Source organism: Pseudomonas sp. R1-15 (assembly GCF_051132085.1).
Lineage (GTDB): Bacteria > Pseudomonadota > Gammaproteobacteria > Pseudomonadales > Pseudomonadaceae > Aquipseudomonas.
The window spans coordinates 5,938,410-5,958,615 of the sequence record NZ_CP071660.1; the positions used below are offsets into that span (position 1 = coordinate 5,938,410).

The 20,206-nt window shown below is 60.8% G+C and carries 19 protein-coding genes; 10 read left to right on the forward strand and 9 right to left on the reverse strand.

What is annotated here, in order from left to right; translation table 11 throughout:
- Positions 1-248: 248 nt before the first annotated feature.
- Genes J3P97_RS26950 through J3P97_RS26965 form a run of 4 tightly spaced genes read right to left on the reverse strand, consistent with a single transcriptional unit; the run spans position 249 to position 2,750 of the window.
- A complete protein-coding gene (locus tag J3P97_RS26950; RefSeq protein ID WP_434673127.1) occupies positions 249-671 on the reverse strand; it encodes a GTP pyrophosphokinase in 423 nt (140 codons plus the stop codon).
- Positions 668-901, reverse strand: coding sequence for a hypothetical protein (locus tag J3P97_RS26955; RefSeq protein WP_434673128.1), 234 nt, complete (start codon positions 899-901; stop codon positions 668-670). The genes J3P97_RS26950 and J3P97_RS26955 overlap by 4 nt, the downstream gene beginning before the upstream one ends.
- Positions 888-2,261 carry a PAAR domain-containing protein gene (locus J3P97_RS26960; RefSeq protein WP_434602278.1) on the reverse strand — a complete coding sequence of 458 codons (1,374 nt, stop codon included), beginning with the start codon at positions 2,259-2,261 and terminating at the stop codon, positions 888-890. The genes J3P97_RS26955 and J3P97_RS26960 overlap by 14 nt, the downstream gene beginning before the upstream one ends.
- A 54-nt stretch (positions 2,262-2,315) precedes the next feature.
- On the reverse strand, positions 2,316-2,750 hold the full coding sequence (locus J3P97_RS26965) for a DUF1795 domain-containing protein (RefSeq protein ID WP_434570845.1): 435 nt from the start codon (positions 2,748-2,750) through the stop codon (positions 2,316-2,318).
- 244 nt (positions 2,751-2,994) lie between these two features.
- Here J3P97_RS26965 and J3P97_RS26970 point away from each other — a divergent pair, with 244 nt between their 5' ends.
- Together J3P97_RS26970 and J3P97_RS26975 are read left to right on the forward strand one after the other, a co-directional pair.
- Entirely contained in the window at positions 2,995-4,926 is a 1,932-nt protein-coding gene (locus J3P97_RS26970; protein ID WP_434673129.1) for a type VI secretion system tip protein VgrG, read from the forward strand.
- A gap of 31 nt (positions 4,927-4,957) precedes the next feature.
- Positions 4,958-5,392, forward strand: coding sequence for a DcrB-related protein (locus tag J3P97_RS26975; RefSeq protein ID WP_434570841.1), 435 nt, complete (start codon positions 4,958-4,960; stop codon positions 5,390-5,392).
- Positions 5,393-5,578: 186 nt separating this feature from the next.
- On the opposite strand, the gene J3P97_RS26980 is transcribed toward J3P97_RS26975, so the two are convergent.
- From J3P97_RS26980 to J3P97_RS26990, 3 genes are all read right to left on the reverse strand, one after another.
- Positions 5,579-5,788 carry a hypothetical protein gene (locus J3P97_RS26980; RefSeq protein ID WP_434602280.1) on the reverse strand — a complete coding sequence of 70 codons (210 nt, stop codon included), beginning with the start codon at positions 5,786-5,788 and terminating at the stop codon, positions 5,579-5,581.
- Between the two features lie 114 nt (positions 5,789-5,902).
- Entirely contained in the window at positions 5,903-6,553 is a 651-nt protein-coding gene (locus J3P97_RS26985; RefSeq protein ID WP_434673130.1) for an HAD family hydrolase, read from the reverse strand.
- An 87-nt stretch (positions 6,554-6,640) separates the two neighbouring features.
- Positions 6,641-7,186: a gamma carbonic anhydrase family protein gene (locus tag J3P97_RS26990; protein WP_186643364.1), complete on the reverse strand. Its 546-nt coding sequence runs from the start codon at positions 7,184-7,186 to the stop codon at positions 6,641-6,643.
- Between the two features lie 72 nt (positions 7,187-7,258).
- Between J3P97_RS26990 and prlC the strand changes: the two genes are divergently transcribed.
- The 3 genes from prlC (at position 7,259) to J3P97_RS27005 (ending at position 11,742) form a co-directional block, all read left to right on the forward strand.
- On the forward strand, positions 7,259-9,337 hold the full coding sequence (prlC, locus tag J3P97_RS26995) for an oligopeptidase A (RefSeq protein ID WP_434673131.1): 2,079 nt from the start codon (positions 7,259-7,261) through the stop codon (positions 9,335-9,337).
- Complete coding sequence (locus J3P97_RS27000; RefSeq protein ID WP_434602283.1) at positions 9,334-9,612, forward strand: YheV family putative zinc ribbon protein; 279 nt, start codon at positions 9,334-9,336, stop codon at positions 9,610-9,612. The genes prlC and J3P97_RS27000 overlap by 4 nt, the downstream gene beginning before the upstream one ends.
- Positions 9,613-9,729: 117 nt before the next feature.
- Positions 9,730-11,742, forward strand: coding sequence for a M3 family metallopeptidase (locus J3P97_RS27005; protein ID WP_434673132.1), 2,013 nt, complete (start codon positions 9,730-9,732; stop codon positions 11,740-11,742).
- On the opposite strand, the gene J3P97_RS27010 is transcribed toward J3P97_RS27005, so the two are convergent.
- The gene (locus J3P97_RS27010; protein WP_434602285.1) at positions 11,718-12,398 is read right to left on the reverse strand and encodes a dual specificity protein phosphatase family protein; all 681 of its coding nucleotides are present in this window, start codon (positions 12,396-12,398) and stop codon (positions 11,718-11,720) included. The two genes, J3P97_RS27005 and J3P97_RS27010, sit on opposite strands and share 25 nt — an antisense overlap.
- A 183-nt stretch (positions 12,399-12,581) precedes the next feature.
- On the opposite strand from J3P97_RS27010, the gene J3P97_RS27015 reads away from it, so the two are divergent.
- From J3P97_RS27015 to J3P97_RS27025, 3 genes are all read left to right on the forward strand, one after another.
- Positions 12,582-13,640 carry a PA0069 family radical SAM protein gene (locus J3P97_RS27015; protein ID WP_434673133.1) on the forward strand — a complete coding sequence of 353 codons (1,059 nt, stop codon included), beginning with the start codon at positions 12,582-12,584 and terminating at the stop codon, positions 13,638-13,640.
- A gap of 197 nt (positions 13,641-13,837) precedes the next feature.
- Positions 13,838-14,569 carry a carbonic anhydrase gene (locus J3P97_RS27020; RefSeq protein ID WP_305497838.1) on the forward strand — a complete coding sequence of 244 codons (732 nt, stop codon included), beginning with the start codon at positions 13,838-13,840 and terminating at the stop codon, positions 14,567-14,569.
- A gap of 90 nt (positions 14,570-14,659) precedes the next feature.
- Entirely contained in the window at positions 14,660-16,189 is a 1,530-nt protein-coding gene (locus J3P97_RS27025; RefSeq protein ID WP_434602287.1) for a SulP family inorganic anion transporter, read from the forward strand.
- A gap of 174 nt (positions 16,190-16,363) precedes the next feature.
- Here the strand turns inward: J3P97_RS27025 and J3P97_RS27030 are convergent, their stop codons facing one another.
- Entirely contained in the window at positions 16,364-17,014 is a 651-nt protein-coding gene (locus J3P97_RS27030; RefSeq protein ID WP_434570825.1) for a hypothetical protein, read from the reverse strand.
- Between the two features lie 374 nt (positions 17,015-17,388).
- Between J3P97_RS27030 and coxB the strand changes: the two genes are divergently transcribed.
- Entirely contained in the window at positions 17,389-18,516 is a 1,128-nt protein-coding gene (coxB, locus tag J3P97_RS27035; protein WP_434570823.1) for a cytochrome c oxidase subunit II, read from the forward strand.
- A gap of 82 nt (positions 18,517-18,598) precedes the next feature.
- Positions 18,599-20,191, forward strand: a complete 1,593-nt coding sequence (gene ctaD / locus J3P97_RS27040; protein WP_305497829.1) for a cytochrome c oxidase subunit I — start codon at positions 18,599-18,601, stop codon at positions 20,189-20,191.
- The last annotated feature ends 15 nt before the right edge of the window (positions 20,192-20,206 follow it).

Here is a 20,206-nt window from a genome sequence, read left to right on the forward strand (position 1 = left end):
ATCACATTAAGCGACTGCCGGCGCTCATTGGCTGGAACTTCCCTTCACCGACCTTGTGACGGCTGTGCCATAGACGGTAGCCGGTCAAATGGATATGCGGCACCCAGCCCTCTTTCTACCCGGCGGTTGGTATGGCTGCACAGGGACGTATCGATGGCCCGGAGACGCAGGTCACGGTCAGAACGAACGCGTCGCCGGCCTTTTCAGATTGCCCTCCCACGCCCACGATCAGATGGCGGCGCCATAATTCATTGCTCTTGCAGATAACGCAATGCCCGATGATATTTCGCGGCGCGTTCCAGGTCCTTGTCGCGCACGACGGGCAGCCGGGTGAGGTCAAGATTGTCGTGGATGTCCGCTATCTTCACTTGGGTCGCCAGTGGATTGGGACGAATCCGCACAATGAACTGTTCATAGGACTCGCCCTGGCGCTTGGTCAGGCAGTCGATAGCCGTCACCGCGGCCTCGGGAATGCCAAGCTCGCGCAGCTCACCCAGCGTGACATCGCCGTCTTCGACCACATCATGCAACAGGCTGACCAGTTGCTCTTCAAGCCCGTCGAACTTCATCATCAGGCGCAACGGGTGGAGAATGTAGGGCTTGCCGGCCTTATCCACCTGGCCCGCGTGGACCTTTGAAGCCAAGGCGATTGCAGCGTCCAGAATGCTCATTGGCGATCAAAGCCCTTCTCGTATTGTTCTCTGGAAATCTCGCGACCATACAAGACGGCGTCGTTGTACAGCCGGTTGTCCGAGGGAACCGGTTGTTCACTTTCGGCAGCACCGTAAAATCTCCTGAATACGGTCCCGGTGCGATGATCCCAACGGAAGGTGACCTCTTCGTAGTCGTAGTCCAGGAACACGTCCCGACTGGCGAAGGCACTCAAATCAATTCCCACCATTCCCCCTGACTGCGTCGTAATAGGCCTTGCTCTTGTCCGCGATAGCTTGCGCCTGCGCACTGGCCTTGTCCAAGACCCGGAAGTCTTCGTAATACTTGTGGCCCAGCCCGCCAGGGACCTGGGTTTTTGCGGCGACGGCATTATAGGTGTCGTCCCCCAGCAACACCCGAGCCAGCGGCTCTGGCTCCTTGGCGTAGATCATTTCCGGTGAGTTGACCTGGATTTCTCCCGGTATTCCAGCACGGGTCTGCATCGTGGAGTTGACGCCGCTATAGCCCATTTCGTTAGCGGCACCGTCGATCACTTTCACGTTCGCGCCGCGCTTGCCGAGCTCTGCCGCAACGGAACTGATCTGGTCGGATTCGACAATGATCGTATTCCTCGCCAAGTCCTTGATCCGGGTCGCATCCCCACCATAATCGTTGTCGATTTTCTCTCGGGCACGCGCCTCGGACTTGATCGGCGCCTTGGCGACCTTGCCCCCATACTGGGCGGCGATTTCATCGGCGACGGTATCGATTTCCGCCTTCGCGGCCGGGGCTTTTGCGTAGACCTCTTCGAAGGTCTTGGGAGCCTTGGAGGTGGTGGCGGGCTTGCCCAGCTTCGCCAACTTCGGCCCCATGCCCAGCAAGGCCATGCCGGCCACGCCTTGCAATAGATCCCGGTAACCCGGACCAAGGCGGTCGCCCAGATCCCCCAGCAGGGCCATGCCTGCCATCGCGGCACCGCCAATGGCGACGGCGGCAGCAAGGGCAGCAGCGCCGGCCATTGCCGCCAATACCAGCGCAGCACCCGCAGCCACGATGCCCAGCGCTTCCAGGCCGGTATGCAACCAGCCTTCGAGGTCCAGCACAAACGCCACCGACACCGTCGGCCCACCGATGAAGGTGTTCGGGCTGCCCGTCTTGATGTGGGCGCCGCAGACCATTTTGCTGTGCAGGCGCGCCGCCGGTTTACCGTTGATGAACACCGTGGCGCTGCCTTCGGCGATCAGCACCGGAAAAGGCCAGATCGGATGATTCATTGGCAGCCCGGTGCAGGAAGAGGCGATGTCTTCGCCCGCCCGCATGGCATTGCGGTCGTTGATATAGACGTTGAAGCTGCCCATGATCAACGCCCCCGTCGTCGGTTCGGGCAGGTTGAATATGGTGGACAGGCCCTTGACGATCTGGAACATCGACAAGCCGCCAGCCGCGATCGAGCCGGCCATGATCGCCAGCGCCACGCCGCCCGTGGCGACCGTTGCGGCGACGACCGCAGCGCCGATCAAGGCCCCGGCCACGGCTCCGGCGACCATCGCGGCCAACCCGAACCCGTGGGCTATTTCGTCACCCAGACGTGCCGCTGCCTGTGCATCCATCGCAGGAATCTACCTCACTGTTTGGTCTGACTGCGCAGTGGCACGTATCGAATCTCAGGCAATCGGAGGCTGTGGCTTGAGCGAATGCATCGCCAGCTTCCAGGCCGGCTCGTGATAGGCGAAGTCGTTGGGTGTGGTGGTCAAGGTGGTGATCAGCACGGACGGCTTACGCTCGATGAAAACCTGGCGCAGCATCAGGTCGCGTCCTTCGCGCTGCCAGGTGTAATCCAGCAAGGTGGTGGTGTGTCCATGCAGCACCGTGTCCCAGCGCTGAACCAGCTTGAAGCCCGGCAATTGCTGCTCCGCGCTTTTGAGTTGGCGGTCCACGTACTCGGCAAAGGGAGCGTCACCCTGGGTGGCATCGCGGCTGATGACGAAACTGGCCTCTTTGGCGGGCCCCACTGCCGGCAGCTTGAAAATGTTGATGCTCTGGTCCTGCCAGGTATCGGGGATTTCGAGATCGGCTTCTTGAATGCGGTATGAGGTCACGGTAATCGCTTTCCATGGACATGAGTGACGCGTGGAGGAGCAGATATTCGGGTAATGCCTGGCAACAATCAAGAACCGGGTTCCTCTCCTCCAGGTAACCCTCTACATTATGCGATCAGCGTCACCACTCTGGCGATTCACGCCTCTGCAGAAGCCGTCGAAGGGCATATCCTGTTGATTTTTTGAATCAGACGATTGCAGTCTTCGCCAGCATAAGGGACTGCGGCAGCGATAAGGACAACCGATGTTATTCAACCAAGCCTCCCGCCTGGCGAAAATCACCAGCCCCCTCGGGCCCGAGGTGCTGCTGCTCAAGGACATGGGCGGCGGCGAAGAGCTGGGGCGGTTGTTCAACTATGAGTTGCAGCTGCACTCGCTGGACAACGCCATCGACCTCAACCAGGTGCTTGGCAAACCCATGTGCGTGAGCGTTCAGCTGGATGGCGGTGGCGAGCGGCACTTCCACGGCATCGTCGCGCGCTTCAGCCAGAACATCGACCAGGGCCAGTTCGCCAGTTACCAGGCCACGCTAAGGCCCTGGCTGTGGCTGCTGACGCGCACCTCCGATTGCCGGATTTTCCAGAACCTGACGGTTCCGCAGATCATCAAGCAGGTGTTCCGCGACCTGGGTTTCTCCGACTTCGAAGACGCCCTCAGCCGGCCGTACCGCGAGTGGGAGTACTGCGTCCAGTACCGTGAGACCAGCTTCGATTTCGTCAGCCGGCTGATGGAACAGGAAGGCATCTACTACTTCTTCCGCCATGAACAGGGTCGCCACGTGCTGGTGCTGGCCGACGCCTACGGCGCCCATGCTCAAGCGCCCGGCTACGCCTCGGTGCCGTACTACCCGAAGAACGAGCAGCAGCGCGAACGCGATCATATCCACGATTGGCATCTGGCCCAGGAAGTCCAGCCGGGTTCGCTGGAGCTCAACGACTACGACTTCCAGCGTCCCAGCGCGCGCATCGATGTACGTTCGGCCATGCCGCGCCCGCACGCCGCTGGCGACTATCCGCTCTATGACTACCCCGGCACCTACGTGCAAAGCGAAGACGGCGAGCACTACGCCCGCACCCGCATCGAAGCCTTGCAGACCCTGCACGAGCAGGTCGAACTGGCGGGCAATGCCCGAGGCCTGGGCTCGGGGCACCTGTTCAGCCTGACCGGCTTCAGCCGCCAGGACCAGAACCGCGAATACCTGATCGTCGGCGCGCGTTATTACGTTTCCCAGGAAAGTGGCGAGAGCGGCGTCGGCGCGCCTTCGGCACAGTTCGAAAGCAGCCTGACCTGCATCGACGCCCAGCAAAGCTTCCGTCCGATGGCGATCACCCACCGCCCCATCGTCAAGGGGCCGCAGACAGCTTTGGTGGTCGGGCCCAAGGGCGAGGAAATCTGGACCGACCAGTTCGGCCGGGTGAAGGTGCATTTCTATTGGGACCGCCACGATCAATCCAACGAAAACAGCTCGTGCTGGATCCGGGTGTCGCAAAGCTGGGCCGGGAAAAACTGGGGCTCGATGCAGATTCCACGTATTGGGCAGGAAGTCATCGTCAGCTTCCTCGAAGGCGATCCGGACCGACCGATCATCACCGGACGTGTCTACAACGCCGAGCAGACCGTGCCTTACGACCTGCCTGAGAATGCCACCCAGAGCGGCATGAAAAGCCGTTCGAGCAAGGGTGGCACGCCGGCAAATTTTAATGAAATCCGCATGGAAGACAAGAAAGGCGCCGAGCAGCTTTACATCCATGCCGAGCGCAACCAGGACATCGTGGTCGAGGTGGATGAGAGCCATTCGGTCGGCCACGACCGCACCAAGAGCATCGGCCACGACGAAACGGTGATCATCGGCAACAACCGCCTGCGCATCGTCAAGCAGGAGGACATCCTGTCGGTGGGCCAACGCAAGACCGACAGCATCAGCCAGAGCTACGTCATTGAAGTGGGCGAAAACCTGCGCCTGGTATGCGGCGAGAGCATCCTGGAGCTCAACGCCAGCGGCCAGATCAACCTGACCGGCGTGCAGATCAGCTTCTACGCCAGCGGCGATGCCGAGTTCAACACCGGCGGTGTGCTGCACCTGAACAACGGCGGCGGCCCCGGCGCCACGCCGGACGGCCAGGGCGTCAAGGCCAGCATCGATGCCAACGTCGCTGCCGCCTTTCCCAAAGGCTAACCCAAAGGCTAACTTCGAGACCTGATGCGCCATGACTTACCGTTTGAATGAATTTCAGCTCCAGCTGCCGCCCAGCGAGTTGCTCGACGCCTCGATCAACATCCTCAAGTTCCCCGAACTAGGCACGTCCCTGATCGTCAGCCGCAGCCTGCTAGCAGAGGGAGAAACCTTGCAAAGCAACCTCGACGACCAGCTCAAGCGCCTGGAAAAACAGGTCCAGGACCTGCGCTGCCAACCCGGCGCCACGTTGCGCGTGGGGGCTCGGCAGGAAGTCGAAGCCATCGAGTTACGCAGCCAGTTCAACAAAGGCAACGAAAAGGTCTTTCAGTATCAGCTCGCCCTGGTACTGCCGGGCACGCGCAAGATGCTCGCCCTGAGCTACGTCAAGGCCGAGAAGCTGGGCGACGCCGAAGCGGCGCATTGGGCGACGATCAAGGGATCGCTGGTGTTTGACGCGCCGGCGTGATCAACGCCGGGCTCGTGTGGCGAGGGAGCTTGCTCCCGCTGGGTTGAAGCGGCGCCAAAACCTGCCAAACGCGGAGCATCAGACACACCGCACCCGCTGGTTTTACGACTGCTTCGCAGCCGAGCGGGAGCAAGCTCCCTCGCCACAGATATCCGCCTTGTCCCGACAGGCGTCGGATTTATTTTTTCATTTCACCGTTGCGTCCCTGACCGGCAGAGTCCTTTGTGCCACCGTGCGACGCTCGCGGCGCTCCACCAGCATTTCATCGGCGACTTCGGCCGCGCTCTCCGCAATCAACTCGGGACGGCGGCCCGGTAACTGCTGCATCACCTGCGGCAAGGCGCTGACAAAATACATATCCCAGATCACCTGCTCCGTTTGCGACAGCTGAATCATGCTGTTCTCCTTGCTCGATGGATAAATTTTCTGCAGAGAACCTATGCCCGGTGGCAGGTGCTGACAATCAGACAATTCCTCATGGCACGTAGGACGTTTCCTAGAGTGGCGTCTTTAGCCCCGTAAAAACGCCTGGTGCAGCTCATCCAGCGTCTGGAAATGATGTACCGGGTTCTGCGCACTCAACTCCTCGAAACTGCCGAATCCGTACCCCACCGCCGCCGCGTCCAGGCCATTGCTGCGCGCGCCGATCAAGTCATGTTTGCGGTCGCCGATCATCAGGGTGCTGGCCGGGTCGAGGCTTTCTTCGGCCATCAGGTGGGCGATGAGCTCGACCTTGTTGGTACGGGTACCGTCCAATTCGCTGCCGTAGATCACTTTGAAGTGCCGGGCGAAATCGAAATGACGGGCGATTTCCCGGGCGAAAACCCAGGGCTTGGACGTGGCAATGTAGAGCTGTCGGCCTTGGCCACCGAGCGTTTCCAGCAGCGGCACGACACCGTCGAAGACACGGTTTTCGTAGAGGCCGGTGACCTTGAAGCGCTCGCGATAGAAATTCACCGCGTCCCAGGCTTTCGCTTCATCGAAGGCATAGAACTGCATGAAGGCCTGCAACAGCGGCGGGCCGATGAAGTGTTCGAGGCGGGTCAGGTCGGGTTCGTCGATGCCCAGTTTGTCCAGGGCGAACTGGATCGAACGGGTGATGCCCTCGCGCGGGTCGGTAAGCGTGCCGTCGAGGTCAAAAAGTATGGTCTGGTAGTGCATGGCTGGTCCTGAGGAAGTAAGTGGGCTGCTACGCAGCCCAGCGGGAGCAAGCTCCCTCGCCACGAGAATAAGGGCCTGGCAAATCACTCAAGGCTGGTCGTAGCCTTCAGCCAGATGCAAATCCTTGAGCTTTACGTAGTTCGCCGCGCTGTAGGTGAAAAAGGCCCGCTCTTTGTCCGTCAGCGGCCGGACCTGCTTCACCGGGCTGCCCACATACAAAAAACCGCTTTCCAAGCGCTTGCCCGGCGGTACGAGGCTGCCGGCACCGATAATCACGTCGTCCTCGACCACCGCGCCATCCATGACAATGCTGCCCATGCCGATCAGGATCCGGCTGCCCACCGAGCAGCCATGGAGCATGACTTTATGGGCGATGGTCACGTCGTCGCCGATCAGCAACGGGAAGCCATCGGGGTTGAACGGCCCGGCGTGAGTAATGTGCAGCACGCAGCCGTCCTGGACACTGGTGCGGGCGCCGATGCGGATGCGGTGCATGTCGCCGCGAATGACTGTCAGCGGCCAGACGGAGCTGTCTTCGCCGATCTCGACGTCGCCGATCACCACCGCGGTGCTGTCGACAAAAGCGCCCCGGGCAAGCCGCGGGCTGTGGTTCTGGTACGTTCGAAGGGTCACGATAGGCTCTCTCTTGTCCGATGATAGGCGCTGCTAGCTGCGGTGAACGTCGATTGTAATTAAGATGGGCCCATGTTTCTTCCAGCCAAGGTGCCAACCGTGAGCGTGAACAACCCTCTTTTGCAGCCCTACGACCTGCCGCCATTCTCGGCGATCCGTGCCGAGCACGTGCAACCGGCCATCGAGCAGATCCTGGCTGACAACCGTGCCGCCATCGCCGAGATCCTCAAGACACAAGTCAAACAGCCCACCTGGGCCGGCCTGGTATTGGCAATGGATGAGCTCAATGATCGCCTGGGCGCGGCCTGGAGCCCGGTGAGCCATTTGAACGCGGTGCGCAACAGCCCCGAGTTGCGCGAAGCCTACGAGGCTTGCCTGCCGGCGCTGAGTGCCTATTCCACCGAGCTGGGCCAGAACCGCGAACTGTTCCAGGCGTTCGAAGCCCTGGCGAACAGCCCCGAGGCCGCCGGTTTCGACGTGGCCCAGAAAACCATCCTGGAACATTCGCTGCGCGACTTCCGCCTGTCGGGCATCGATCTGCCGCCCGAGCAGCAAAAGCGCTACGCCGAAGTGCAAAGCAAGCTGTCCGAACTGGGCAGCCGCTTTTCCAACCAGTTGCTCGACGCGACCCAGGCCTGGACCAAGCATGTCACCTGTGAGGCCGCCCTCGCCGGCCTGACCGACTCGGCCAAGGCGCAGATGGCCGCCGCGGCCCAGGCCAAAGGCCTCGACGGTTGGCTGATCAACCTGGAGTTTCCCAGCTACTACGCGGTGATGACCTACGCCGAAGACCGCGCCCTGCGCGAAGAAGTCTACGCTGCCTACTGCACCCGTGCCTCGGACCAGGGCCCGAACGCCGGTCAGAACGATAACGGCCCGGTGATGGAGCAGATCCTCGACCTGCGCCAGGAACTGGCCCAGTTGCTGGGTTTCGCCAACTTCGCCGAATTGAGCCTGGCAACCAAGATGGCTGAATCCAGCGATCAGGTGCTCAGCTTCCTGCGCGACCTGGCCAAGCGCAGCAAACCGTTCGCCGCCCAGGATCTGGAACAATTGAAAGCCTTCGCCGCCGAACAGGGCTGCCCCGACCTGCAAAGCTGGGACAGCGGCTTTTATGGCGAAAAACTCCGCCAGCAACGTTACAGCGTCGCCCAGGAAGCCCTGCGCGCCTACTTCCCGATCGACAAGGTACTGAGCGGCCTGTTCGCCATCGTGCAACGCCTCTATGGCATCGAGATCGCGGAACTGAAGGGTTTCGACGCCTGGCATCCGGACGTGCGCCTGTTCGAGATCAAGGAAAACGGCCAGCACGTCGGGCGCTTCTTCTTCGATCTGTACGCCCGCCCCAACAAGCGTGGCGGCGCCTGGATGGATGGCGCCCGCGATCGTCGCCGCACCCTTGATGGCGCGCTGCAAAGCCCGGTCGCCAATCTGGTGTGCAACTTCACCCCGGCCGACAGTGGCAAGCCAGCGCTGCTGACCCACGATGAAGTGACCACGCTGTTCCACGAGTTCGGCCACGGCCTGCATCACCTGCTGACCCGCGTCGACCATGCCGGCGTGTCGGGCATCAACGGCGTGGCCTGGGACGCGGTGGAGCTGCCGAGCCAGTTCATGGAAAACTGGTGCTGGGAACCTGAGGGCCTGGCGCTGATTTCCGGTCACTACGAAACCGGTGAGCCATTGCCCCAGGACCTGCTGGAAAAAATGCTCGCGGCGAAGAACTTCCAGTCCGGCCTGATGATGGTCCGCCAGTTGGAGTTCTCGCTGTTCGACTTCGAACTGCACGCCACCCACGGCGATGGCCGCAGCGTGCTGCAAGTGCTCGAAGGCGTACGCGACGAGGTGTCGGTGATGCGTCCGCCTGCCTACAACCGCTTCCCTAACAGCTTCGCGCATATTTTCGCCGGCGGTTACGCGGCGGGTTACTACAGCTACAAATGGGCGGAAGTGCTGTCGGCCGATGCGTTCTCCAGATTCGAAGAAGACGGCGTGCTCAACGCCGAAACCGGTCGCGCCTTCCGCGAGGCGATTCTGGCGCGTGGCGGCTCCCAGGAGCCGATGGTGCTGTTCGTCGACTTCCGTGGCCGTGAGCCTTCGATTGACGCACTCTTGCGCCATAGCGGCCTGAGCGAGGACGCGGCAGCATGAGTGAGGGGCCTGTGATTACCAAACGACGCTTCATCGCCGGGGCAGTCTGCCCGGCGTGCAGTGAACCGGACAAGTTGATGATGTGGAACGAAGACGGCGTGCCCCATCGCGAATGCGTGGCCTGTGGTTATTCCGACACGCTCAACGAACAAGGCCTGTCGGTGCCCAAGGAATTGGGCACCCGGGTCAATACGTCCGCCTTGAAAGTACCGGACGCCAAGGTCCAGGCGGTGCAGTTCTTCCCCAACCCCAAGCTGAAGAAAAAATCCGACTGAAATCTCCGGCATCACCTTCCGGGCTGCCCGGCCCGGAAGCGATACATATATACCGCAAGTCGCCCTGCCTTCCTCTTCAGACTGGTCCGACACGTCCAGACTGAAAGGAAGCTTTCCATGCCAAACGCTGATAACCCGCTACTGCAGGACTACGACCTGCCGCCCTTTTCGCGCGTCCAGGCCGAACACTTTTCCCCGGCCCTCGACCAGATAATCGTTGAAAGCCGCATCAAAGTTGCCGCGATCATTGCCAGCCAGACACCCTTCCCAACCTGGGACGACCTCGTCTTGGCAATGGACGAAATCCACACGCGGCTGGAGGGTTTCGGCTACCTGCTGAATCGCCTGACCTCGACCCGGACAGGTGACGCCTGGAAGCAGGCCGCGCTCGATTGCGATGTACGATTGCGCGACTTTAAGATCGGGCTGCAACAAAACACCGAACTGTTTCAGCTCTACGAGCGCCTGAACAACAGCGAGATAGCCAGGAATTTCGAAGCGGCACGCAAGAGGGTCCTGGAAAAAAACCTGCGACAGTTTGGTGAATACGCGCCGGTGAACACGGAGGGCGACCTGAGTCTGGTGCAGGTTCGTATTCAAAACGCCGAAGTTCTGTTTCTGGACCAGTTGGAAATGGCCAACAAAGCCTGGGACATCCTCTTTGACGACGAGGCCCAGCTCAGCGGCTTGCCAGCGGCATTCAAACAGCACATGGCCCACCTGGCCCGCAAGGTCGGGCGCACCGGATGGCTGCTGACTCTCAATGAAGAGTCGCATCGCATCGTCACCCACTATGCCGACAATCGCTCGTTGCGCCAGCAGATCCACGAGGCCTACAGCACGCGTGCTTCCGATCAAGGACCGCACGCTGGACAGTTCGACAATGGCATCGTCCTCAGGCAGCTGCTGGACGATCGGCACGAGTATGCGAACCTGATGGGCCATACGGATTTCGCTGAATGGGCGGTCGCGGCAGAGCAGGCCGGGTCCGCCGAACAGGTACTGGCTTTCCTGGACAACCAGCTCCAGTCGCAGCAGGGCACCTTTTCTGTGGAGGCCGAACAGCTCAAGGCCTTCGCCAGGGAACGAGGCCTCAGCGAGCCCGAACCTTGGGACTATCGGTACCTGGCGGAAAAAATTCGCCAGCGAGCGGCAGGCATCTCACAGGAGGCACTGAGCGCCTGGTTTCCGTTGGAAGCGGTTTTTTCCAAGCTGCTGGTGATCGCGTCGAATCTATTCGCCGTGAACTTCGTCGAACGCAAGGATGTGGCCAGCTGGGATCCTGACGTACGTCTTTTTGAAGTCACGGAGAGCGGAACGAGCATCGGTTATATCTATTTCGATCCGTTCGAGTCCGATAACCATGAAGGTTATCCTCAAACCACAACCATTCGTGACCGCCAGATTACCGCTGAAGGCTTGCTCCGACGCCCTATCGCCGTCCTGCATGGCTGGCTGCCACGGGGAACAGCGGCGAACCCGACCCTGCTCGACCATCTGCAGCTACGCATCCTTGTCCATGAATTTGGTCATTGCCTGCATCAGGTCTTGAGCCAGGCAGCCTATCGGGACATATCGGCCATCATCAAGTTATCCCGCGATACGGTCGAATTCGCAGGTTGCCTGCTCGAAAAATGGTGCTTCGCCAAGGAGTTTCTGATCCGCGTATCGGCGCATCATCAAACCGGAGCAGCCTTGCCTGACGAGATGGCCGATCAGTTCATGAGGCTCATCAGCACCCAGGCCAGTTGGGAAACCGCCAACGAGTTGCGCAACGCGCTGCTGGATTTCGAGTTGCACCGTACCCACGCCGATGGACGCAGTGTCCAGCAGGTATTCCAGCAGGTCAGCGAAAAGATCCGCCATTTGCCAGTGATTGCCAATGCACGTCTGGCCAACGGGCTGGACCATATGGTGACGGGCTACGACGCAAGAATGTACGCCTACCCATGGTCCAAGGCCCTGGCCGAATCGGTTTTCCAGAGGTTCCAGCGCGACGGAATCTTTAAAGCGACGACCGGCAGGGCGCTTCGCGAACATATATTCGGGCCGGGCGACTCGCGTCCGTTGTCCGAATCCATAAGCGCGTTCCTCAGCGCGACCAATCAGCGTGAAGGAGCCAATGACTGAGGATCGAGGTGACGCGCCGTGGTCGTTGAATTGACCCAGCCTTTCAACGAGCACAGCGCAAACACGCTGGTACTGCAATCGCCATCTCTCAAGGCAACACGGAGCTTCTCGACATCGGCTTGCATCATGTAGCGAACCCCGTCCTTGAAGTGATGACTGTCACCAAAACCGCCTTCGGTCATTTCCTCCAGGGCATCTTCCTTGCTCCAGCCCTGCACGACCACCCGGTACATGGCGGCCATCAAGCCGGTACGGTCCGAGCCGTGCTTGCAATGCATGAGCACCGGACCCTTGGCCTGCGCGTCCTGGATGGCGCGCAGGGCCTTTAGAACATCACTGTCGTCGACGTGATTGGTGCGATAGGGCAACTGCACTTGCTTGATATCAGGCGCGGACAACCAGTTCGCGTCCGAATCAGGCAGAAAATTGATGACTGTGCCGATATCGAGTTTCGCCAGCAGGGGCAAGGCACCACCGTCCGGCAAGGAACTGCGATAGAGCGTAGGCGACATCTGGTAGAGGTCGTAGCGTTTTTCTACGGGCTGGGCCCATTCGCCGGGCCTGGCATCGTCGCTGGTGGCGGCCTGGGCGGCGGAGTCGACCAGCGCGACGAGCAAGGCCAGGCACAGCAGGGAACGCAAACAGAGCTTGAGCATGAGGAGCAACCGCCGACCAAGGATTTGGAAGTCGTCAGTTTCGGTTCGCCTCGGTTAAAAGCCTGTGAGCAAGACGTCAAAGCGCCGTGAACCAGGGCCTGCTTTTCCTGAACCGCCAAACGGCACTGGCTTGAATCGACGGCAGCGAATACTGTATGCGCATACAGCTTTCGGAGTATTCCCATGTCCGTCTCACTTCCGCCCCGTGGCCGCGGCACCGCCACCAACCCGCACAACCGCTTCGCGCCGAGCCGTTCGGTGGCCGAGGACGATGGCTGGTATCAGGAAGTGCCGCCGACCCAGGGCACCGAGGTGCGCATCGAAACGGCCAAGACCATCATCACTCGAAACACCTCCACGGATATCCCTTTCGATCGTTCGATCAATCCTTATCGAGGCTGCGAACACGGCTGCATCTACTGCTATGCGCGACCCAGCCATGCCTACTGGGACATGTCGCCCGGGCTGGATTTCGAAACCAGGCTGATCGCCAAGACCAACGCCGCCGATGTGCTGGAAGAGCAGTTGTCGCGGCGCGGCTATCAATGCGCGCCGATTGCCCTGGGTTCCAATACCGATCCCTACCAGCCGATCGAACGCGAACAGCGCATTACCCGGCGGATTCTCGAAGTGCTGCTGCGATACCGGCACCCGGTAACGATTGTCACCAAGGGCTCGCTGATCCTGCGCGACCTCGACCTGCTGACCGAACTGGCAGAGCAACGTCTGGTACATGTGATGATCAGCCTCACCACGCTGGACGACGAACTCAAGCGCATCCTCGAACCCCGCGCGGCGGCGCCGAAGGCCCGGTTGCGGGCGATAAAGGTCATGCGCGAGGCGGGCATCAACGTCGGCGTGCTGTGCGCGCCGATGATCCCGATGATCAACGACAGCGAGATTGAAAGCCTGCTGACCGAAGCCCACGCTGCCGGTGCGCAGAACGCCGCCTACGTCATGTTGCGCCTGCCGCTGGAAGTGGCGCCGCTGTTCGAGGAGTGGTTGCAGGCGCACTACCCGCAGCGCGCCGCCCATGTCCTGAGCCTGGTGCGCCAGAGCCGCGGCGGCGAACTGTATGACAGCCGGTTTGGCGTGCGGATGCGCGGCGAAGGCCCGTTCGCCGACCTGCTGGCCCAGCGCTTCGCCAAGACGCTCAAGCGTTTGGGCCTGAACCGACGAGATGGTTACAATCTTGACTGCGATGCCTTCTGTCCGCCCGGCCGACAGATGTCGTTGATTTGATTAAAGTTGACCTTGGAACGGGCACTGGACATGAGCTGCGCCAGTGTTTCGCCACCCCTGGAATCGTTGTCCTAGAGCCTTCGATTCAGTTTGAGTTAAGTTTCGGCCGCTACCTTGTTCAGCGAGTGACTGACGGGTCGAACACGTCGACCTGGATATTTTTTAACCAGCCACTGGCGTCTTAAAGAGGATGAATCATGAGTGACAAGGATAAACAGCCGTTGGCTGCGTCGGCTTCAGCCCAACCCGAGGCGGAAACCGCCGATGCAGCGCTGCAGCACATTGTTGACGGCTTTTTGCATTTCCATCACGAGATCTTTCCCCAACAGGAAGAACTCTTCAAGAAACTCGCCACCGCCCAGAAACCCCGGGCGATGTTCATCACCTGCGCCGATTCGCGCATCGTGCCCGAGCTGATCACCCATAGCTCCCCAGGCGACCTGTTCGTGACCCGTAACGTCGGCAACGTCGTTCCACCGTACGGACAAATGAACGGCGGCGTTTCCACCGCCATTGAATACGCCGTGCTGGCCCTGGGTGTGCAACACATTATCGTTTGCGGCCATTCCGATTGTGGCGCCATGCGTGCGGTGCTCAACCCCGACACCCTGGAAAAAATGCCGACGGTCAAGGCCTGGCTGCGCCACGCCGAAGTGGCCAAGACCATGGTCCACGACAACTGCCCGTGCGGTGACGAAAAGCAGACCATGCCCGTCCTCACCGAAGAAAACGTGATCGCCCAGTTGCAGCATTTGCGAACGCACCCTTCGGTGGCCTCTCGCATGGCCAGCGGCCAGTTGTTCATCCATGGCTGGGTGTACAACATCGAGACCAGCGAGATCAAAGCCTTTGATGCGGACCAGGGTTGTTTCCTGCCGCTCGATGGCAGCCATCCGATACCGGTGGCGACGCCCAAAGCGCGCTTCTAACCGCTCCTAAACATCCTTGTGTGGTCGAGCCTCCCGCCATTTGCGCGGGCGGGCCTCGCCATGCCTGAAGAAAATTTCGGGAGAGTCGCCATGCGCGCTGCTCAATTAAAAGCTGTTCTGCCACGGGAGCTCCTGGCTTCGGTGGTTGTATTCCTGGTGGCGCTGCCCTTGTGCATGGGCATTGCCATTGCATCGGGCCTGCCACCCGCCAAAGGCCTGATTACCGGTATCGTTGGTGGTCTGATCGTGGGCTTCCTGGCTGGCTCCAAGCTGCAAGTCAGCGGCCCGGCGGCCGGTTTGGCGGTGCTGGTCTTCGAACTGGTGCGCCAGCATGGCGTGGCAATGCTCGGGCCGATCCTTTTGCTGGCCGGGCTGCTGCAACTGCTGGCCGGGCGTTTTCGCCTCGGTTGCTGGTTCAGGGTCACCGCGCCTGCCGTGGTCTACGGCATGCTGGCCGGTATCGGCGTGCTGATCATCTTGTCCCAGGTCCATGTGATGCTTGACGCGGCGCCCAAGCCTTCCGGGCTGGATAACCTGGCGGCGTTCCCGGCGGCAGTGGCCCAGGCTTTACCTTCGTTCGGCTGGCAGGCCGGTTTGCTCGGCCTGTCGACGATTGCAGTGATGTGGCTGTGGGAAAAGTTTCGCCCCCATAGCCTGCGCTTCGTTCCTGGCGCCCTGCTCGGCGTGGGCCTGGCAACGGTTGCCAGCCTGCTGCTGGCGTTGCAGGTCAAGCGCGTGGAGGTTCCGGAAAACATGGCCGAAGCCATCGACTGGCTGCGCCCGGCGGATTTGCTGAACCTGGCCGACCCCTCCGTGTTGATCGCCGCGTTCGCGGTCGCTTTCATCGCCAGTGCGGAAACCTTGCTCTCGGCGGCTGCCGTCGATCGCATGCACAGCGGCGAGCGGGCGGATTTCGATCGGGAACTGTCCGCCCAAGGTATCGGCAACATGCTCTGTGGCCTGCTCGGTGCCTTGCCGATGACCGGCGTGATCGTGCGCAGCTCAGCCAACGTCCAGGCCGGGGCGACCACACGGATGTCGACGATCTTCCACGGTTTGTGGTTGTTGCTCTTCGTGCTGCTGCTGTCCAGCGTGCTGCAAAGCATCCCGGTGGCAAGCCTGGCGGGTGTGCTGGTCTACACCGGTTTCAAACTGGTGGATATCAAGGCGTTCCGTGGCCTGGGCCGTTATGGCCGGATGCCGATGTTCACCTACGCCGCGACGGCGCTGGCGATCATCTTCACCGACCTGCTGACCGGCGTGCTGATCGGTTTTGGCCTGACCCTGGTGAAACTGGCGTGGAAAGCCTCGCGCCTGAAGATCAGCCTGATCGACTTGCCCCAGGACGGCGAGATGGAACTGCGCTTGGTGGGTGCGGCGACCTTCCTCAAGGTTCCAGCCCTGACCCAGGTGCTGAACACCATTCCCGAAGGCGCAACGGTGCATGTGCCGCTCAACAACCTGAGCTATATCGACCATTCCTGCCTGGAATTGCTCGAAGAATGGAGCCGGGCGAATGCCAGCAAGGGTTCGAAGTTGTTGATCGAATCACGCGGGCTCAAGCGCCGGCTGGAAGGACGGTTGCGGACGACCGTGGGGGTTGGCGCAGCCTCTGCCTGATGTCTCTCACCCCCATAAGGGTTGGGTGTAGGGCACATGATTCATGAACACCACAGATCCAATGTGGGAGCGAGCTTGCTCGCGATAGCGGTGTGTCAGTCAACTACGATTTTGCTGATCCGACGCCATCGCGAGCAAGCTCGCTCCCACGGGGTTTGATGTTTGCCTGAGAGATCAAGCAGCCGGCTGATCCAGCTCCAGGCCCACGCCCAAGCGGCGGGACATGCAGGGCCAGCGCTTCCAGGCTGCGCCGGTTTCCGGGCTGCTGAGCTTCTCGCGGTAGGTTTCCACCGACTCCAGTGCAAACGTCTCGTCGTTGAGCATCTCGTCGAACGCGTGATGCACCACCTCATCGAGTTGGTTGGCAAATTCCTCACCGATCAACTGATGGGCAATCAGATTGGCAACCGTCATGTCCAGGGGGATCAGCGGCTGGCCGAAATGCTTGATGTACAGGTCGTTGACCTCCTCCACAAACCGGTGCGCCAGATAGGCTTCGTCGAGCAGGCTGTTGAGCCCGACATGCCCGGCCATGATCGTCGGAGGCTGGAGGAAATACTGCTCGGCAATTTTCAGTACGGGCTTGATCTGCGACTCGATACCCGCCTCCCTGGCGACGTCATTGGCTGCATCCAGCAGGTCAGGCACTTCGTTGATATAGGCTGCGACAAACCGCGCCAGAACGTCGTTGGCGTTCGCGTCCGGGAGCTGAATGGCGGGGTGCAGCGTCGGTAACTGGGCCGTCAACTGACGACTCAGCAGACCGGTCTCGGCCTCGTGCTGTTGGGCTTTTTGGATCTGCTCGCGCAATGCGGCGGTGTTCATGACAACTCCAGGAAACAACAGGCAATGAAATAGGAATGACATAACTTAGCTGGCGCATAAAAACTCCTAAGACCTATTTTTCATAACTGCCCCATCCTTGATACGTCGCCGTTATATCGGTTTGCCATCACTCTGCTGCGCATCCTTCTCCATTCGTGGGCTCTGGCGCAAGTCCCAGCTGTTTCAAACGATTTACGCCGTCGCGTTGCGAGGTTGCGGGTGCTGTCTATACTCGGTTTGGAATGGAGTTAGCCGATGACACCCGATTGCATGTGCAGCAAGGCGCGGCGAGTCAAGTAAGCAGTCTGGAATGCCGATCCCTTGCCGCAGGCGTTACGCCTACGGGATAACAAGAACGATAAGGGGAACCCGCAATGACGCGACATCCACACGTATGGATGGGCCTCCTGTTGTGGTCGATTTTCAGCCAGGCGCAAGCGGCCTGGACTGTGAATATGGCGCCTGGAGCGACACAGATCAGCAACGCAGTGTTCGACTTGCACATGACCATCTTCTGGATCTGCGTGGTCATCGGCATCATCGTCTTCGGCGCCATGTTCTGGTCGATGATGATGCACCGCCGCTCAACCGGGCAGAACGCCGCCCACTTCCACGAAAACACTCGCGTGGAAATCCTCTGGACCATCGTGCCCTTCCTGATCCTGGTGGCCATGGCGGTTCCCGCCACCGCCACGCTGATCAAGATGTACGACTCCAGCGAATCGGAGATCGATGTCCAGGTCACCGGCTACCAATGGAAGTGGCACTACAAATACCTGGGCCAGGACGTCGAGTTCTTCAGCAACCTGGCCACGCCTGCCGAACAAATCCACAACCAGAGCACCAAGGGCGAGCACTACCTGCTTGAAGTCGACAAGCCGCTGGTGCTGCCAGTCGACGCCAAGGTGCGCTTCCTGGTGACCTCCGCCGACGTGATCCACTCGTGGTGGGTGCCGGCCTTCGCCGTCAAGCGCGACGCCATTCCGGGGTTCGTCAACGAAGCCTGGACCCGCGTCGACAAGCCCGGCATTTATCGCGGCCAGTGCGCCGAGCTGTGCGGCAAGGACCATGGTTTCATGCCGATCGTGGTCGAGGTCAAGAGCAAGCCCGACTACGAAAAATGGCTGGGCGAACGCAAGGCCGAAGCCGCGCAGCTCAAAGAGCTGACCAGCAAGGAATGGACCCTGGAAGAACTCAAGGAACGTGGCGACAAGGTCTACCACACCACTTGCGTGGCCTGTCACCAGGCCGAAGGCCAGGGCCTGCCGCCGATGTTCCCGGCGCTCAAGGGCTCGAAAATCGCCACCGGGCCGATCAAGGATCACTTGAACATCGTCTTCCACGGCAAGCCCGGCACCTCCATGGCCGCGTTCGGCAAACAGCTGTCGGAAGTCGATATCGCCGCGGTCGTGACCTACGAGCGTAACGCCTGGGGCAACAACAAGGGCGACATGGTCACCCCTAAAGAAGTGCTGGAACTCAAACAGGCGGATAGCCAATGAGCCGCCCTGACGTCCGTTCCCGCAACCGGTCGGGGCTCGTTGCCCCGCGCCGACCAGCCCATTCGTTCGAAGGAGACAGGACATGAGTGCTGTGATCGATGACCACGGTCATGCCGGCGCCGACCACGCCCACGGCCCCGCCAAGGGCCTGATGCGCTGGGTACTGACCACCAACCACAAGGACATCGGCACGCTGTACCTGTGGTTCGCGTTCTCCATGTTCCTGCTGGGCGGCTCGTTCGCCATGGTGATCCGCGCCGAGCTGTTCCAGCCCGGCCTGCAGATCGTGCAGCCGGAATTCTTCAACCAGATGACCACCATGCATGGCCTGGTGATGGTCTTCGGCGCGGTGATGCCGGCCTTCGTCGGCCTCGCCAACTGGATGGTCCCGCTGATGATCGGCGCACCGGACATGGCCCTGCCGCGGATGAACAACTTCAGTTTCTGGCTGTTGCCGGCGGCGTTCCTGATGCTGGTCTCCACCCTGTTCACACCGGGCGGCGGGCCGAACTTCGGCTGGACCTTCTACGCGCCGCTGTCCACCACCTATGCGCCGGAAAGCGTGACGTTCTTCATCTTTGCCATCCACCTGATGGGCATCAGCTCGATCATGGGCGCGATCAACGTGGTCGCCACCATCCTCAACCTGCGCGCACCCGGCATGACGCTGATGAAGATGCCCCTGTTCGTCTGGACCTGGCTGATCACCGCTTTCCTGCTGATCGCGGTGATGCCAGTGCTGGCCGGCTGCGTGACGATGATGCTGATGGACATCCACTTCGGCACCAGCTTCTTCAACGCCGCCGGTGGCGGTGACCCCGTGCTGTTCCAGCATGTGTTCTGGTTCTTCGGCCACCCTGAGGTGTACATCATGATCCTGCCGGCCTTCGGTGCCGTCAGCTCGATCATCCCGGCATTCTCGCGCAAGCCGCTGTTCGGCTACACCTCGATGGTCTACGCCACGGCGGCCATTGCCTTCCTCTCGTTCATCGTCTGGGCGCACCACATGTTCGTGGTCGGCATCCCGCTGGTGGGCGAACTGTTCTTCATGTACGCCACCCTGCTGATCGCCGTGCCCACCGGGGTGAAGGTGTTCAACTGGGCGAGCACCATGTGGCAAGGCTCGCTGACCTTCGAGACACCGATGCTGTTTGCCGTGGCGTTCGTGATCCTGTTTTCCATCGGCGGTTTCTCCGGGCTGATGCTGGCTATCGCGCCGGCGGACTTCCAGTACCAGGACACCTACTTCGTGGTCGCGCATTTCCACTACGTGCTGGTGCCTGGTGCGATCTTCGGGATTTTCGCCTCGGCCTACTACTGGCTGCCGAAATGGACCGGCCACATGTACGACGAAACCCTCGGCAAGCTGCACTTCTGGCTCTCGTTCATCGGCATGAACATGGCATTCTTCCCGATGCACTTCGTCGGCCTGGCGGGCATGCCTCGGCGGATTCCCGACTACAACCTGCAGTTCGCCGATTTCAACATGGTCTCGTCGATCGGCGCGTTCATGTTCGGCACCACGCAGATTTTCTTCCTGTTCATCGTGATCAAGACCATCCGTGGCGGTGAGCCGGCACCGGCCAAGCCGTGGGATGGCGCAGAAGGGCTGGAATGGAGCGTGCCGTCGCCGGCGCCATATCACACCTTCACCACGCCGCCGGAAGTGAAATGAACACGCCAGCTTCTG